Origin of the sequence: uncultured Roseobacter sp. (genome assembly GCF_947488185.1) — a bacterium.
In the GTDB taxonomy this organism is placed as follows: domain Bacteria; phylum Pseudomonadota; class Alphaproteobacteria; order Rhodobacterales; family Rhodobacteraceae; genus Roseobacter.
Window position 1 is genome coordinate 784,112 of record NZ_CANKYM010000003.1, and the last position, 15,773, is coordinate 799,884.

At 62.4% G+C, this 15,773-nt stretch carries 14 protein-coding genes; 1 reads left to right on the forward strand and 13 read right to left on the reverse strand.

Annotation, left to right across the window (positions count from 1 at the left end):
* Positions 1-45: 45 nt before the first annotated feature.
* From glp to Q1A52_RS15045, 6 genes are read right to left on the reverse strand one after another with little or no spacing between them, the layout of a single operon-like run.
* Entirely contained in the window at positions 46-1,218 is a 1,173-nt protein-coding gene (gene glp, locus Q1A52_RS15020; RefSeq protein ID WP_300016976.1) for a gephyrin-like molybdotransferase Glp, read from the reverse strand.
* Positions 1,215-1,694, reverse strand: a complete 480-nt coding sequence (gene moaC / locus Q1A52_RS15025; protein ID WP_300016979.1) for a cyclic pyranopterin monophosphate synthase MoaC — start codon at positions 1,692-1,694, stop codon at positions 1,215-1,217. The genes glp and moaC overlap by 4 nt, the downstream gene beginning before the upstream one ends.
* Before the next feature lies 1 nt (position 1,695).
* Complete coding sequence (gene trpC, locus Q1A52_RS15030) at positions 1,696-2,508, reverse strand: indole-3-glycerol phosphate synthase TrpC (protein ID WP_300016982.1); 813 nt, start codon at positions 2,506-2,508, stop codon at positions 1,696-1,698.
* On the reverse strand, positions 2,505-3,176 hold the full coding sequence (locus tag Q1A52_RS15035; RefSeq protein ID WP_300016985.1) for a uracil-DNA glycosylase: 672 nt from the start codon (positions 3,174-3,176) through the stop codon (positions 2,505-2,507). The genes trpC and Q1A52_RS15035 overlap by 4 nt, the downstream gene beginning before the upstream one ends.
* Positions 3,173-4,192: an anthranilate phosphoribosyltransferase gene (trpD, locus tag Q1A52_RS15040; protein WP_300016988.1), complete on the reverse strand. Its 1,020-nt coding sequence runs from the start codon at positions 4,190-4,192 to the stop codon at positions 3,173-3,175. Before trpD ends, Q1A52_RS15035 begins: the two co-directional genes overlap by 4 nt.
* Positions 4,189-4,770: an aminodeoxychorismate/anthranilate synthase component II gene (locus Q1A52_RS15045; RefSeq protein WP_300016991.1), complete on the reverse strand. Its 582-nt coding sequence runs from the start codon at positions 4,768-4,770 to the stop codon at positions 4,189-4,191. Before Q1A52_RS15045 ends, trpD begins: the two co-directional genes overlap by 4 nt.
* Positions 4,771-4,955: 185 nt before the next feature.
* On the opposite strand from Q1A52_RS15045, the gene Q1A52_RS15050 reads away from it, so the two are divergent.
* On the forward strand, positions 4,956-6,650 hold the full coding sequence (locus tag Q1A52_RS15050; RefSeq protein WP_300016994.1) for a divergent polysaccharide deacetylase family protein: 1,695 nt from the start codon (positions 4,956-4,958) through the stop codon (positions 6,648-6,650).
* Positions 6,651-6,656: 6 nt separating this feature from the next.
* Here the strand turns inward: Q1A52_RS15050 and Q1A52_RS15055 are convergent, their stop codons facing one another.
* The 7 genes from Q1A52_RS15055 to Q1A52_RS15085 form a co-directional block, all read right to left on the reverse strand.
* Positions 6,657-8,723, reverse strand: coding sequence for an EAL domain-containing protein (locus Q1A52_RS15055; RefSeq protein ID WP_300016997.1), 2,067 nt, complete (start codon positions 8,721-8,723; stop codon positions 6,657-6,659).
* Between the two features lie 189 nt (positions 8,724-8,912).
* The gene (locus tag Q1A52_RS15060; protein ID WP_300017000.1) at positions 8,913-9,950 is read right to left on the reverse strand and encodes a succinylglutamate desuccinylase/aspartoacylase family protein; all 1,038 of its coding nucleotides are present in this window, start codon (positions 9,948-9,950) and stop codon (positions 8,913-8,915) included.
* Positions 9,951-9,953: 3 nt separating this feature from the next.
* On the reverse strand, positions 9,954-11,465 hold the full coding sequence (gene trpE, locus Q1A52_RS15065) for an anthranilate synthase component I (protein WP_300017003.1): 1,512 nt from the start codon (positions 11,463-11,465) through the stop codon (positions 9,954-9,956).
* Between the two features lie 3 nt (positions 11,466-11,468).
* Positions 11,469-13,310: a SurA N-terminal domain-containing protein gene (locus tag Q1A52_RS15070; protein ID WP_300017006.1), complete on the reverse strand. Its 1,842-nt coding sequence runs from the start codon at positions 13,308-13,310 to the stop codon at positions 11,469-11,471.
* Positions 13,311-13,387: 77 nt separating this feature from the next.
* Entirely contained in the window at positions 13,388-14,569 is a 1,182-nt protein-coding gene (locus Q1A52_RS15075) for an aminotransferase (protein WP_300017009.1), read from the reverse strand.
* Between the two features lie 83 nt (positions 14,570-14,652).
* On the reverse strand, positions 14,653-15,165 hold the full coding sequence (gene gpt / locus Q1A52_RS15080; RefSeq protein ID WP_299953267.1) for a xanthine phosphoribosyltransferase: 513 nt from the start codon (positions 15,163-15,165) through the stop codon (positions 14,653-14,655).
* 1 nt (position 15,166) lies between these two features.
* Positions 15,167-15,772, reverse strand: coding sequence for a LysE family translocator (locus Q1A52_RS15085; protein ID WP_300017013.1), 606 nt, complete (start codon positions 15,770-15,772; stop codon positions 15,167-15,169).
* Position 15,773: the final 1 nt, after the last annotated feature.

Sequence of the window (15,773 nt, forward strand, 5' to 3'; positions counted from 1 at the left end):
AATTAACATTTGTTCTAGAGATGTTCCCGTTTTGTGTCAACGGTTTCAGAGCGGCAGATAGGAAATCCGCTCACCTGGATCGCGCGCGGGGTCATGCGGCGGGCGGACCAAAAGCGCATTGGCGCGTGCCAGAATGCTGAGCAGAGAGCTGTCCTGCTGATCGAAGGCGCGAAGGCCATCCGATGCGACGGTCGCGCGCATGTAATGTTCGCGTGGGCCATTTGCGGGCAGGGCGGCGGCAAGCGTCGTCTGCATTTGGGGTGCGGGATGCGCCCCGAGGCCCAGCATGGCGCGGATCACGGGCGCAACAAACACCTTGCCACACACCAGCGCGGAGACCGGGTTGCCGGGAAGGCCGATCATCGGCGTGCCGTTCAACCGCCCGGCCATCAAGGGTTTGCCGGGGCGCATCGCAACCTTGTAAAAGGATTGTTGCATGCCAAGCTCTTCGGCAACGGGCGCCACCAGATCATGATCGCCGACAGACGCGCCGCCAATGGTGACAATCAGATCGGCGGTGGCGGCCAGTTGAAACGCCGTTTTCAGCGAGGCCGCTGTGTCCCGCGCGATGGGGATGAGGCGGGCATCTGCCCCCTCGGCCTCCAGTTGCGCGGCAAGCCCAAAGGTGTTGGAGGCGATGATCTGATCGGGGCCGGGTGTCTCTCCCGGCATGACAAGCTCGTCGCCCGTGGCCATGATCGCCACCGAGGGGCGGCGGATCACCGGTACCTGCGCGATGTTCATCGCCGCCAGCAGGGCCACATCGGAAGGGCGAAGACGCCGGGGCGCTGTCATGCTGTCCCCCGCTTTGAAATCGACGCCGGCGGGGCGGACGTTGTCCTTGCCATCCATGTCGCGGTTCAGCGTAATCAGATCGCCGCGCCGGGTGACGTCCTCCTGAATGACAACGAAATCCGTTTCGTCTGGCACCGGGGCACCAGTAAAAATACGCACGCATTGGCCGGGGCCGACCTTGCCGTCAAACGCGTGCCCTGCCGCCGCTTCGCCGACGACTTTGAACATCGCATCCGGTTCAACCTCTGCGCGGCGCAGCGCATAGCCGTCCATGGAAGACGCATGAAAGGGCGGCTGGGTGCGGCTGGCCTGAACATCCTGCGCCAGAACACGGCCCGCCGCCGCGCGCAGCGGCACGGTTTCCGTGCCCATCGGGTCCGCCAGAGCAAACAGATGCGCCAGCGCCTCGGCAACCGGTATCATGACGCCTCGAACCGGCCGGATTTGCCGCCATCTTTCAGAACCACACGCAGGTCGGTGATCTGCATGGCCTTGTCGACGGCCTTCGCCATGTCATAGATCGTCAACGCCGTGATGGAGGCTGCTGTCAGCGCTTCCATTTCTACCCCGGTCTGGCCGGTTGTCTTCACCGTCGCTTCGATTTCAAAGCCGGGCAGCGCAGGATCGGGCGCAAATTCCACGGAAACCTTTGTGATGGGCAGCGGGTGACAGAGCGGAATGAGGTCTGAGGTGCGCTTGGCCGCCATGATCCCCGCCAGCCGTGCAACCCCGAGGACGTCGCCCTTCTTGGCGCGCCCTTCTGAAATGATATCAAAGGTTTCCGACGCCATCTTAACGTTGCAGCGTGCCGTCGCAATCCGGTCGGTGACCGGCTTTTCGCCGACATCCACCATATGCGCGTCGCCCTTGCCGTCAAAGTGGGTGAGCTTGCCGGCCATGCTACATGCCTCCAGCCGTGATCGGGTTGGCCAGAAGATCGCGCGTGGCCTGTTCCACATCCTCTTGCCGCATCAGGCTTTCCCCGATCAGGAAAATCCGCGCGCCATACTGCGCCATATCCGCCAAATCCGCGGGCGTACCCAGGCCCGATTCCGCGACGATCAACCGATCCTCCGGCACCCGGCGGGACAGGGTGCGCGTCGTATCCAGGGATGTCTCAAAGGTCTTGAGATTGCGGTTGTTGATGCCGATGAGGCGGCTTTTCAGCCGCCCGGCCCGGTCCAGTTCCGCCTCGTCGTGGACTTCAAGCAGCGCATCCATGCCCCATTCGGTCGCGGCCTCTTCCAATTCCTCGGCCTGCTCGTCGCTGACAGAGGCCATGATGATCAGGATGCAATCGGCGCCAAGCGCGCGGGCTTCGGCAACCTGATAGGGATCGTACATGAAATCCTTGCGCAGCGCGGGCAGGTCACAGGCACCGCGTGCGGCAACCAGAAACTCCTTGGCGCCCTGGAAACTCGGCGTGTCGGTCAGCACGGAAAGACAGGTTGCTCCCCCCTCGGCATAGGCCTGCGCCAAGGCGGCGGGGTCGAAATCCTCCCGAATCAACCCTTTGGACGGGCTGGCTTTTTTCACTTCCGCAACCAACCCATAGCCATGGATCGAGGCATGATGCAGCGCATCGGCAAAGGGGCGCACGGGGGGCGCTTCGCGTGCTTCGGCCTCCACCTCTGCAAGCGGTTTGGCGGCCTTGTCGGCGGCCACTTCCTCCAGCTTGTAGGCCTTGATCTTGTCGAGAATGGTTTCAGTCATGGTGCCTCCGGCGGGTTGGCCCAATTTATGGCGCGGTCACCACGAGCCTGCAACCACGCATTGGTGCGACTGAACGGGCGAGAGCTAAAAAAACCACGCCGCGCGGAGAGAGGCGACGGATGGGCCGTTTCGATCTTGAGATTGACGTCCGCATCAACCCCCAGAGCCGCTTTATGCGCACCCGCCCCCCAAAGCAGATAGGCACGGGGCTGATCGGACAAACGGTCCAGCACTTGCGTGGTCAGCGCCTGCCATCCCAGTTTATCGTGCCCCTTGGCCTCGCCTGCGGGGACCGTGAGCACGGTGTTGAGCAGCAAAACGCCCTGATCGGCCCAAAAACCAAGGTCTGCGGTGCGCGGGCGTGTGCCGATATCCTCCTGCATCTCTTTGAAAATATTGTTCAATGAGCGGGGAAGTGGCCGTGTGTCCGCATCGGCGGAGAACGCCAGGCCATGGGCATGTCCGGGCGTCGGATAGGGGTCCTGTCCGAGGATGATGACCCGCGCGTCACCGGGTTGAACCTGCTCCAGGGCGCGGAACACCTGGGGCGCGGGCGGCAGGATCTGGCGCGTGTCTGCGGCCAGCTGTTCCTGCAAGTACGGCCAGGTCTCCGTAAAAAAAGGCAGGCTACGCCATTGCCCCAACGCGCTGAGAGAGTAACCGCTCACGCGGCTTGCGTGATTTTCGCGACCGCGTCGATCTTGGCCCGTGCAGCACCGCTGTCGATGGACGCGGCGGCTTTCTCGACCCCTTCTTTGAGGTCGGCGACCGCATCGGCAACCAGCAGCGCCGCCGCGGCATTCAGCAAAACGGCATCGCGGTAGGCGGAGGTTTTTCCGTCCAGCAACGCATTGAAATCGCGCGCATTTTCCTCTGGCGTCCCCCCGATGATCGCCTCGAACGGATGCACGGGCAGACCGGCATCTTCGGGGTGCACCTCCAGATCAGAGACTGTGCCGTCCGGCGCCAGCGCACTTATCCAGGACACCCCGGTGATAGTCAGCTCGTCCGTGCCGTCTGACCCATGCACCAACCATGCCTTTTCTGACCCCAGTGCGCCCAGGGTTTCGGCCATGGGGCGGATGAGGTCGCGGGAAAACGCGCCGGTCAGCTGACGTTTCACGCCCGCCGGATTGGTCAGCGGGCCGAGGATATTGAAAATCGTGCGGGTCCCGAGCTCCGCCCGCGTGGGCATCACATGGGCAATGGCGGGGTGGTGCATCGGGGCCATCATGAAACCGATCCCGGCTTCCTTCAGCGCTTTTTCGACCACATCCGGGCCTACCATAACGTTCAAACCCATTTGGGTCAGCGCATCCGCCGCGCCGGATTTGGAGCTGAGGTTGCGGTTGCCGTGTTTGGCGACAATGACACCGGCGCCCGCCACGACAAAGGCGGTTGCCGTGGAGATGTTCAGCGTCCCCTTGCCGTCCCCTCCGGTGCCGACGATGTCCATCGCCCCCTCGGGCGCGCGCACGGCGTTGCATTTGGCGCGCATCACGGCGGCGGCAGCGGCATATTCATCCACGGTTTCGCCGCGCGTGCGCAGTGCCATCAGAAGCCCGCCGATCTGGCTGGGTGTGGCCTCGCCCTCAAACAGGATGGAAAACGCCGCCTCGGCCTGATCCTTGGTCAAGGGGCCGGTGGCTGCCGCGCCAATCAACGGCTTGAGCGCGTCACTCATGCCGGCACCTTCATCTCGTCGATGAAATTCTGCAACAGCGCGTGACCATGCTCGGACCGGATTGATTCCGGATGGAACTGCACGCCGTGGATGGGCAGATGCCGGTGCTGCAGCCCCATGATGGTGCCATCATCAAGCTCGGCCGTGATCTCCAGCGCGTCGGGCAGCGTCTCCCGATCCACGATCAGCGAATGATAGCGCGTGGCGGCAAAGGGGGTGGGCAGCCCGGCAAAAAGACCTTTGCCCGTGTGGCTGATCTGGCCCAGCTTGCCGTGCACGATGTCCTTGGCCTGGACAACCTTGCCGCCAAAAGCCTGCCCGATGGACTGGTGCCCGAGGCAAACGCCCATCAGGGGGATGCCGGTTTCCGCCGCTGCAAGGGTGAGGCTTAGGCAAATTCCTGCCTGATCCGGGTCACAGGGGCCCGGCGAGAGCAGAATGCCCTGCGGTTTCATGGCCATGGCCTGCTGCACATCCAAAGCATCGTTGCGATGGACCACAACATCCGCCCCAAGGCTGCCCAAATAATGCAAAAGGTTGTAGGTAAAACTGTCGTAGTTGTCGATCAGCAGCAGCATGTCCAAAACTTTGAATTCAGGGCTGGAGGCCGGGGGCTCTAGCGCGGTATATATCGCGCATACATGTTCAGGCTTGCAGCGCTGCGTCAAGGGGCGCAAAGGTGAGGGGCGGTCTGAACCGCACAGTGGGACCGGTCTTCGACGCAGCAGCGGAGCCGGGTGTGAGACGAAGAGGTGAGCGGAGCGTGGCACGAGGATTTCTGAGAGGCGCTTTATGGGGTGCGGCGGCCAGCCTGTGTGCGGCGGGCGTTGCATCTGTTGTTGTGGAAGGACCGACCGCGCCGGTGGTCAAGGCTTCTGCGCCCGTAACAGATGACGCGCCTCAACCGGCAACCACCGCTGCGAAGACGACCAGCGGCGACCGTGTGCCAGTGACTGGGCAGGAGGCCCCAAAAGCGCCGGCCCCTCAACCTGACACGCTTGCCGCGGTGCGCGAGGACACGGTCCGATCCGCGGCTCAGCCGGAAACGGGGACAGCCGCGCTCTTGAGTGATCCGGGAGTGGACAGCAATCAAACCGTCATCAGTGCGGGTACGACGGAGACACCCGTTGTGCCCAATCCGCAAGCCATGGGATTGAGAGCGCCGGTGGTTGATGCGGGGATCAATGTCTCCACGGACCCTGCACAGCCACCGGAGCCGGAAGTCACGCAGGAACTGGCACTCAGCGAAGATCCGGCGCAGCCTGAGTCACCCTCTGTAAACGTGCAGCCTTCGGGTCTTGCGCCGGAGGGTGACGTGGCGCCCGAGGCAGATTTTGCAGACACGTCCATTTCAGTGGAACCTGTTCAACCGCCGCTCCCTGATGTTGCGTCCGAGACACAAGCATTTGAGCCTGAACCGGATGCGCCCACGCCAAGCGATACGCCTGCCACGGCAGAGGATGGGCCCGCGCCACAACCGGCGCAGACTGCAGTGACCGCGCCTTCACCGTCTGCCTCGGACGTGGAGGACGACGTCGAGACTGCCGACATATCACCTCCGCCGCTACCGCAGGATGCCGTAGACGCGCCGGAACTGGCTTCCGAAGATGTCTTGGCAGGCATCGGCACCCCGGTCGGGACCTTTGGCAATCTGGCACCGGATGTTCAGATCAACCGCCTGCCGACGCTGAACGATCCCGCGGCACAAGGCCCCGAAGAGATACTCTTACCAGAGGCGGAAGAGGATGCGGCAGCAGAGGTTACGATTTCTGAACGTCCTGTTGAGCGTTTCGCCGTGCCGCATGATAATCTGGATGGGAAGCCGGTAATGGCGATCGTGCTGATGGACGAAGGTGTCGATTTATCACGTGATACGATTGGGCTGCCCGCGTTGCGCAGTTTCCCCTATCCGATCAGCTTTGCAGTCGACAGCAGCCTGCCCGATGCGAAAGAACGGATGGCGGCCTATCGCGCAGAGGGGTTTGAAGTGCTGGCCACCGTGAACTTGCCGCAGAGCGCGAAGGCGGGTGATGCAGAGGTGTCGCTGGCTGTGGCCTTGGATGCGGTTCCGGAGGCTGTTGGGGTGTTGGAAGGTGTGGGTGAAGGGGTTCAGAGCTCCCGGGACGCTGCGCGGCAGGTAACCGAAATTCTGGCTGCGAGTGGCCATGGTTTTGTGACCCAAAACAAGGGCCTCAATACCGTACAGAAACTTGCTGCCAGGGCCGGAGTGCCATCTGCTGTGGTATTCCGAGACTTTGACAGCAGCGATCAGACCCCAAGCGTGATCCGCCGTTTTCTGGATCAGGCAGCGTTTCGGGCGGGACGGGACGGTGCGGTGATCATGCTGGGGCGTCTGCGTGAAGATACAATTTCGGCTCTGCTGCTATGGGGGTTGCAGGATCGTGCGGAGCAGGTGGCGCTGGTGCCGGTTTCCGCAGCGCTGACCACGCAGCAATAGACTTCTTCAGGCGCGTTGGGCCGTTTTATCGACGAAGTTTCGATACCAATCGGCAAAATCCTCTGCAGCCATGGGGTGCCCGATGGCGTAGCCCTGCACAACGTCGCATCCCAGCTCTTTGATCCGGGCGAAAAGCGCGTCATTCTCAACGCCCTCGGCCACCACGCGCATGTTGAGATTGCGGGACAGGGCCACAAGCGCGGAAATGATGCTTTCGGCGCGGACTTTCGGCACCGGTTCCACGATGGATCGATCAAGCTTGATCCCGTCAATGCGGAGCCGTGACAAGTTCGACATGGAAGCATAGCCGGTGCCAAAATCATCCAGAACCACGGAGAACCCAGCTTTTGTCAGGTTCTCCACGGTTTGGATGGCATCGTCATCGTCGCTTTCGATGAGCGTGTTTTCCAGGACTTCGATCGTCAGATCGCTAGGTGCCATGCCACGAGCGAGTACTTCCTGTAGTAGGCGGTCTGGCAGGTTCGGGTCACGCAGAGTTGCGGGGGAGGCATTGATCGAGATGGTCGGCACGTCAATGCCGCGCGTGCGGAAATCTTCCAGGGCATCCAACCCTTTCTCCAGCATCATCAAATCGATTTGGCGGATCAGACCTGCTTCTTCCGCTGCAGCAATAAAAGTGGCGGGCGCGATCAAGCCGCGGTCTGGGTGCCGCCAGCGCGCAAGAACTTCACACCCGAACAGCTGACCGCTGTCGGTACAGACCTGTGGCTGGAAATGCGGTTCGAAATGCTCCGCCTCAAGTGCATGTGTGATCTCTGCAAAGAGCGCTTGTCGATTGCTGATTTCTTCGCGCAGATCGCCGGAGAACGCACAAACCTGCCCTCTGCCGTCGCGTTTCGCCTTGTAAAGAGCGAGATCCGCCTCGATCAGCAATTGATCCGGCGTCGCCACTGATGAGGTTGCCAGCGTAAAACCGATGCTGGCGCCGATTTCGCAGGGGGTGCCTTCAATCTGCATGGGTTGGCTTATGGCCGTCACCAGACGGTCACCCAAGTGTTCGAGGTCATCCATTGACTTTGGTGCCTTGACGACAATGACGAATTCGTCACCGCCAATCCGGGCGACAAGGTCATCTGAGCGGGCATGCGCCAGCAGGATTCGGGCTACTTCGATCAGAACGTCATCACCCGCTTTATGCCCCAGGCTGTCGTTGACGGCCTTGAAACGATCCAGGTCGATTTTCATGACGCTGACCGCAACGTCTCCGCTGGAACCTGTTCCGATCCCGGACAGATAGTCATAGAGCGCCCGGCGGTTCAGCAGGCCGGTGAGTGCATCGTGATTGGCCGCATGGGTCAGGTTATTGCGTGCGGCGACCAGCTCTTTGTTGCGTTGACGGATGGATTCAAAAGAGGCGTTCAGCTGCTTTCCACGGCGTTCGAACCGCCGGATGGTGCGGCTTACAGAGACCTGTGCGGGCAGGAAAATGAATAACGCTTCCATCATGAGGATCAACAGCGCCGTGGCCAGTGCGATGGTTTCCAGCCGGTGCAGCCAGTGGGTCTGCGCTATGGATTGCGCTTCGTGCAGATTGGCCGCCCTGTTCAGGGCCGACAGCAGGTTTTGCTGACCCAGTGCCACCAGTTGGTTTTGCATGTTCGTCTTTACCTCACCGCCGGCCTCGATGGTGTAGCGCGCGGTGGAGACAAATCGACGGGAAAAGTAGTCCAGAGGAAATTCAGGATCGTCAAAGTAGAGGCGCTGGAGTTCCGATGACAGATCCCTGCGCGTTGTAAGCCAGATATTTGAATCCTCAAACAGCTTGATGGCGGACAGCAACCGCGCTTCCGTTTCCGCTGACGGGTTGCGTTCACTCTCGCGCATCAGGAAAAGGATGCGCTGGCTGAGCATGACCTGCCTTGTGCTGATCTGGCTTGCTTCGGCGTCCGCTTCGGATTCGGAAATGGCGACGATGGAGGCGTAATGTGCGCCCGAGATCGTGATGCAGACGATACACAGGCCCAAGGCGTATCGCTTCCACAAGGATTGTGGTCTCGTGATACAGACATGGCGGATAAATCCGCGTGTCAGCTTTTTGAGAATACCAGTCAACCCGGGCCCCAGACGTCGTTGCGCGATGCAAGGCGACCCCCCAACGGATCAAAAGCCCTGCTTGTCCTGACAAAATGACCTGCCTGAGTTTCGATACTCTCAAGAAAACCGGGCTTGGGCGGCGCGCGACCCCGGTTTTTAGCCCGCAATTGAGACGGATTTACTGAAAAATGGATGCAGTTTCCGGTGTCAGATGATCTCGTCTTCGTCGAAGAGCGGGTCTGTTTCGAGCTGGGAAGCCAGGTCTTCAACCGTGTCTTCCGCAACGCTGGGGCTGAGGGCCGCGAGGTGAAAGACCGCGTCTCCCTCATTCACCAGCGGCAGGATCGCGCGCCCGATCAGGATGCCGGGCGAGGGGGCAATGAGATCGGTTTCCAACCCACCAAAGGGGTCCGAGATCGTGGCCAAAACGTCACCTGCGACAACAGTTTCACCCTCTGCGCGGAAGGTGCGCAAGAGGCCCCCGGCAGGCGCCCGCAGCCAGGTGGAGGATGTGCAGACATAGGGTTTGGCCTTGGCCTTGGCGATGCCCTTCGCCGCCAGCATCGACATGCTGCGCATCACGCGCAGGATCCCGGCGACCCCGGCCCGCACGGCCATTTCGTCAAAGCGCAGGCCTTCGCCCGCCTCATAAAGCAGAACCGGTGTGCCGCGCGCGGCGGCCTCTGCCCGTAGCGACCCGTCACGCAAGGGCGATGTCAGAACAACCGGGGCGCCAAAGACTGCGGCCATGTCCCGTGTTCCTGCATCACCGGGCGAGACACGGATTTGCGGTAGGTTCGTTCTGTGGATCGCCGCGGAATGCAGATCGATCCCGACATCGCAGCGCGAGACGACCTCGTTCAGAAAGATATGCGCCAAACGGGAGCCGAGCGAGCCCGACGGGTGACCGGGAAAGCAGCGGTTCAGATCCCGCCGGTCAGGCAAATAGCGGGAGCGGTTGAGAAAGCCAAAGGTGTTCACCACGGGCACCACCATCAGCGTCCCCCGCAGGGATTTGAGTTGCGGCGCGCGCAGCAGACGCCGCACGATCTCAACCCCGATCACCTCATCCCCATGCACAGCCGCCGAGATGAACATCACCGGCCCCGCGCGTTTGCCGTGATGGACCTGCACGGAGAGGTTAACCGGCGTGTGGTCGGGCAGGATGGAGACGGGAAGGTGGACTGTTTCGATACTGCCGGGCCCGATGTGTTTTCCCGCAATTTCAAAGGGCTGGCGCGGCATGGATCAGCTGTTGCCCTGACCTGAAAAACGCGCGGCATCTGCGGCGGCCCGGCGAATGGCGTTGGATTTATGCACCGTTTCCTGGAACTCCGCCTCGGGGTCGCTGTCGTAGACCACGCCGCCGCCAGCCTGGATGTAGAGCGTCTGACCCTGCACCACCGCCGTGCGCAGCGCGATGCACATGTCCATGTCGCCGCCTGCGCTGAAATAGCCAACACCGCCGCCGTAGATCCCGCGCTTTTCAGGCTCCAGCTCGTCGATGATCTCCATCGCGCGCACCTTGGGCGCGCCTGAGACGGTGCCCGCAGGCATGCCCGCAAAAAACGCATCGAGCGCGTCCTTGTCGTCCTGCAACTCGCCCACCACGTTGGAGACGATGTGCATCACGTGGCTGTAGCGTTCGACGATGAATTCTTCGGTAGGGCGCACGGTGCCGATCTTGGCGACGCGGCCCACATCGTTGCGCCCCAGATCGAGCAGCATGAGGTGTTCGGCCAGCTCCTTCTGATCGGCCAGCAGATCGGCCTCCAGCGCGTTGTCCTCTTCCGGCGTGGCACCGCGGGGGCGGGTGCCCGCGATGGGGCGGATCGTGACCTCATTGCCAAAGACGCGTACGAGGATTTCCGGGCTGGCCCCGATGACCTGAAAGCTGCCGAAGTTGAAATAGAACATGAAGGGCGAGGGGTTCGTGCGCCGCAGCGAGCGGTAGAGCGCAAAGGGGTCCTGCTTGAAATCCTGCGCCCAGCGTTGCGCTGGGACCACCTGAAAGATGTCGCCTGCGCGGATGTAGTCCTTGGCGGTCTCGACGGCCTGCTTATAACCCTCGTGGGTGAAGTTGCTGACCGGCGCGCCGGGGGCTTGCGCCTCACCCAGATCGCGGGTGGCCACGGGCATGGCGCGCTCCAGATCGCGCACCGCGTCCATCACCCGCTCGGCAGCCTGCGCATAGGCCGCGCGGGCGGATTGGCCCTCCGACACCCAAGCGGGGGAGACCACGGTGACCTCGCCCTTGACCCCGTCAAGCACGGCAATCACCGAAGGGCGCAGCATCACCGCATCGGGCAGGCCCAGCGGATCGGGATTGATATCTGGCAGATGCTCCACCAGCCGCACCATGTCATAGCCCAGATAGCCAAAGAGCCCGGCGGCCGCCTGCGGCAGGTCATCGGGCAGGGCGATGCGGCTTTCCGCAAGCAGGGCGCGCAGCGTGCCCAGCGGATTGCCGTCCTGCGGGGTAAAAGCCTCCGCGTCATAGCGCGCCGCACGGTTGATCTCGCTGGTCTCGCCCCGGCAGCGCCAGATCAGGTCCGGCTTCATACCGATGATGGAATAGCGCCCGCGGATTTCACCCCCCGTGACTGATTCCAGCACAAAGGCGTCCTTTTGCGCCCCCGTCAGCTTCAGCATCAGGGAAACGGGTGTGTCCAGATCTGCGGCCAGCCGCGTATAGACGATCTGGTTGCGACCCTCTGCATAGGCCGCGTCGAAGGTTTCAAAATCCGGGGTCAACGCCATGGGTCAGGGGAAGTTCACATGCACGGCCTGAAGCGCCTGCGGATTGATCTGCGGATTGGCGCGTCGGGTCACGTCGGTGCCAAAAATCTCGAAGACATTCTGCGCCAGCGCCTGATCGGCCTGTTCGGCCAGTTGCGCGCGCACGTTTTCCGTTCCTTCGTCCTCTGAAGGCCCGGAAATCCCGTCGAGCCGGACCACAACGATTGCCCCATCATGCGGTTGCACGGAGACGTCCCCCACGGCCATCTCGAAGACCTCTGACAGGAACCCGGGCGGGGTGCCGCCGACGAAGTCACTGCGCAGCAGATTCTCTTCCCGCACCGCATCCAGACCAAGTTCCGCAAACGGCGTGCCCTCGGTCAGTTGCGGCATCTGCGCGTCGACCTGAGCCGCGAGGCGCGATTCCACCTCCGCAGCCTGCCAATGCGCCAGTACTTCCTCACGGACATCCTCAAAAGGCGCCGGACGCGGGGGCAATACCACATCGAGCCGCAGGGCAAACAGCCCGCCATCTTCCAACTGGTCGATTTCCGGGAAGTCCTCTTCGGTCACCGCCAGCGCCACGCGCCGGAACGCCTCATACGCGGCGATATCCTCGGTGCTTTCGGTGCTCCAGTCGATCTTGTTCAGCACCATGTCCGTATCTGCCGCCAGTTCTTCTAACGTGAAACCGCCGGCCAGAAGGTCATCGAGGTTCTCCGTCTGCGCCTCCACCAGACGGCGGGCACGATCAGCGGCAACCTCGGGGCGCAAAATGGCCTGCGCATCCTCGAAAGAGGTGAACTGTTCCGGCAGCACCGCGTTCACCCGAAAAAGCGCCGGACCCAGCGAGCTGGGCAGGGGGCCGACAACGGCACCCACCTCGGCGGCAAACACACCTTCACCCGCAGCGCCCAGATCTGCCAGGGTCACATCGCCCAGATCAATGTCGGCCAGCGCGAGCCCACGGTTGTCCACCAGCGTCTCAAAGTCGGTGCCGGTTTCCAGCGCTGCCGCCGCCGTGCTGGCGCTTTCGTCATCCAGATAGGCCAGACGTTCCACGAGACGGCGTTCGGGCTGATTGAATTCTTCGCTGCGCAGATCATAGGCCTCGCGGAGGTCGGCCTCGGCAATCTCCACCTCATCCACCATCGCATCCGGGCTCAGCAGCGCATAGGTGATCTGCTTGGTCTCCGGCAGGGTGAAATCAGCGATGTTCTCGTCGTAATGCGCCTGCAGGGTAGCATCCTCCGGCGCCTCAATCGGCGTTTCCAGATCAGCCTCGGAGAGCCGCGCCCAGGTAAAGCTGCGCTGCTCGCCCACGTAGTTGACCAATGTATCGACAAAGGCGTCCGGCATCACCACGCCGCTGAGGATGGCGCCCTGCATCAGCGTGCGCGCCACTTCCTCGCGCAGCTGGGTTTCGAACTGCGCCTCGGAAATGCCGCTTTGCTCCAGCGCAAAGCGGTAGCCTTCGCGGTCAAACGCACCATCGATACCCCGGAAGGCACCGATTTCCAGAATACGGTCGCGCAGGTTGCTGTCGCCGATGGACAACCCGATTTGCGCGGCCTCGTGGTCCAGCGCGCGGGTGTCGATGATCCGCTGCAGCACCGCACGGTCGAGCCCGATCTGTTGCGCCTGCGCAAAGGGCAGAACCTGTCCGGTCTGCTGCTGCACGGCCTGGATTTCCTGCTGCAACTGGCGGGCGTAATTGTCGACGGAAACAGGCATGTCACCCACGGTGCCAATCGTGCGGATATTGCCGGTCAGGCTGGTGGCACCAAAGCCGGCGAGCCCGAGGATGAGCAGACCCATCAGGATCCAGACGGCGGTTTTCGAAATGCTTGATGAGCCCTTGGCCATATCACCCCTTTGCGCTGGCGCGCCTGTCACGTTTTGCGGTTCTGTCTATGCGCAGCCGCCCCGGGGGGCAAGGGGCCTCACAGGCTCTTGTCTATCCCGGCCAGACGCGCAAAGAGCACGCCGATCCCGTCCTGATCCAGATTGGCGAAAGCGATGCGCAATTGGCGTGCGCCGTCGGGGTCGTCTTCGGGATAAAACATCGTGCCGGGCAGGCACAAAAGGCTCTGATCGCGCACCAGATGTCGCGCCAGATCATTTGATTGCATCGCAAAGGGATGCCGCAGATAGGCGAAGTATGCGCCCAGTCCCAGCAACGCCCAGCCCTGTTCGGCCAGAACCGGAAACCCGTCGCTGATGGCCGCCCGGCGCGCCAGGATTTCCGCGCGTTCCCCTGCCAGCCATTGACCGAGGTTCTGCATGCCCCAGAGGGCCGCATGTTGCCCGATCTGTCCGGGACAAATAGCCACGGTGTCGAGGAATTTCTCGACCTCGGCCAATCGGGTCTGCCCGGTTGCCATGGCACCCACGCGGTGGCCGGTCAGCCGATAGGCTTTCGAAAAGGAATAGAGGTGGATCAGCGTATCGGGCCACTCCGGGTCCTCGAACAGACCATGCGGCGCGCCCGATTGCGCATGAAAATCGCGGTAGGTCTCATCGAGGATCAGCGCGATGCCGTGCCGCTGCGCCAGATCGTAAAAGGCACGGAGCAGCTCTGCGGGATACTCCAAGCCACTGGGATTATTGGGCGACACCAGGGCAATTGCGCGGGTGCGGGAGGTGATCAGCGCCTCTGCCCTCTCCGGATCGGGCAACAGCGCTGCATCCGTCTTCAGTGGCACCGTCCGCACGCCGGACATGTCCAGCCACATCTTGTGATTGAAGTACCATGGGGTCGGCAGAATAACCTCATCGCCTTCGGCACAAAGCGTGGCGATGGCAGCGGCAAAGGCCTGATTGCAGCCCGAGGTGATGGCGATCTGATCCGTCGAGACCGCGCCCCCGTAAATCCGCCCCGTTTCCTGCGCGAGCGCCGCGCGCAGTTCCGGCAAGCCCAGCACCGGCCCATAGAGATGCGCATCATCCCGCCCCAGCGCCACCTCTGCCATCACCTGCCGCAGGGCATCAGGGGGCGGATCGACAGGGGCTGCCTGACTGACATTGATCAACGGCCTGTCCGCAGGAAAGGCGACACCCTCCAGCCAGCGCCGGGCTTCCATCACGGGCGGGGCAAAGGTGGCGGCGGTACGTGTCAAGATCATTTGGCGGCTCTGGTCAACTGGCGGCTCCGGCTTCTTCTGGCTCAAAATATCCTCGCCGAAGGCAAGAAAACTCTTTTGGCGGGTTATTCCGTCCCGCGATAGGGTTCGACGTATTGCAGCGCCATATCCCAGGGGAAGAAAATCCAGGTGTCCTGGCTGACCCCGGTGATAAAGGTATCGACCTGCGGCTCGCCCTTGGGCTTGGCATAGACGGTTGCAAAATGGGCCTGAGGATAGAGCGCACGCACCACTTCGAGCGTTTTGCCGCTGTCGACCAGATCGTCGAGGATCAGAATACCGGTGCCGTCGCCCATCAAGGCTTCATCCGGGGCCTTCAGCACCTTGGCCTCGGACTGCTGCTGGTGGTCGTAGGATTTGATTGAGATCGTGTCGACGGTGCGGATGTCTAGCTCGCGCGCCACGATCATGGCTGGCGCCATGCCGCCGCGGGTGATCGCCACAATGGCGCGCCAGGCGCCCTCATCGGGCCCACGGCCATCCAGCCGCCACGCCAAGGCACGGCTGTCACGGTGGATCTGGTCCCAACTGATGTGAAAGCCCTTCTCATGGGGCAGGCGGCTTGGATCTTTGCTCATCTCAATTCCTTTCAGTCAGCAGGCGCAGTCCCAATGCGCCCAGCAATGTCGCGGCAATGCGGTCCAGAACGGGTTTCGCCCCAAGGTATCCGCGGCGCGCCGGGGCGCTGGAGAGCAGCAGGGCGACGACCCCGTAAAAAAAGACCTCCAGCACGAAGTGGTTTGCAACGATGATCGCGATCTCCGTCGCGGCCAGTCCTTGGGGGAAGACCACGACAATCACCGCAGCCGCAAACAGCATGGACTTGGGATTGCCCACGTTGATCAGCAGGCCGGAGAGAAACGCACGCCCATGCGGGCGGCTCGTCTCGCCAAGAGGGGATTTCGCGTGCCGCCAGGTCTGGATCGCGAGCCAGATCAGATAGAGCGCCCCGCCAATCTTCAGCACAGTGTAGGTCCAAGGGAAAAGGCGAAAGAGCCCTTCGAGCCCCAGGAGCGCCGCGAGCGTCCAGAGGGCCGCGGCGCATCCCAGGCCAATGCCGGTTGCGAACCCTGCGGCGCGCCCGGAGGCCACGCAGGTCTTGATGGCATAGAGCAGGGCAGCACCGGGGCTGGCGAGCGCTGCAAGCAGCACGAGGTTGAAGGCGATCAGGGATTCAAAAGTCATA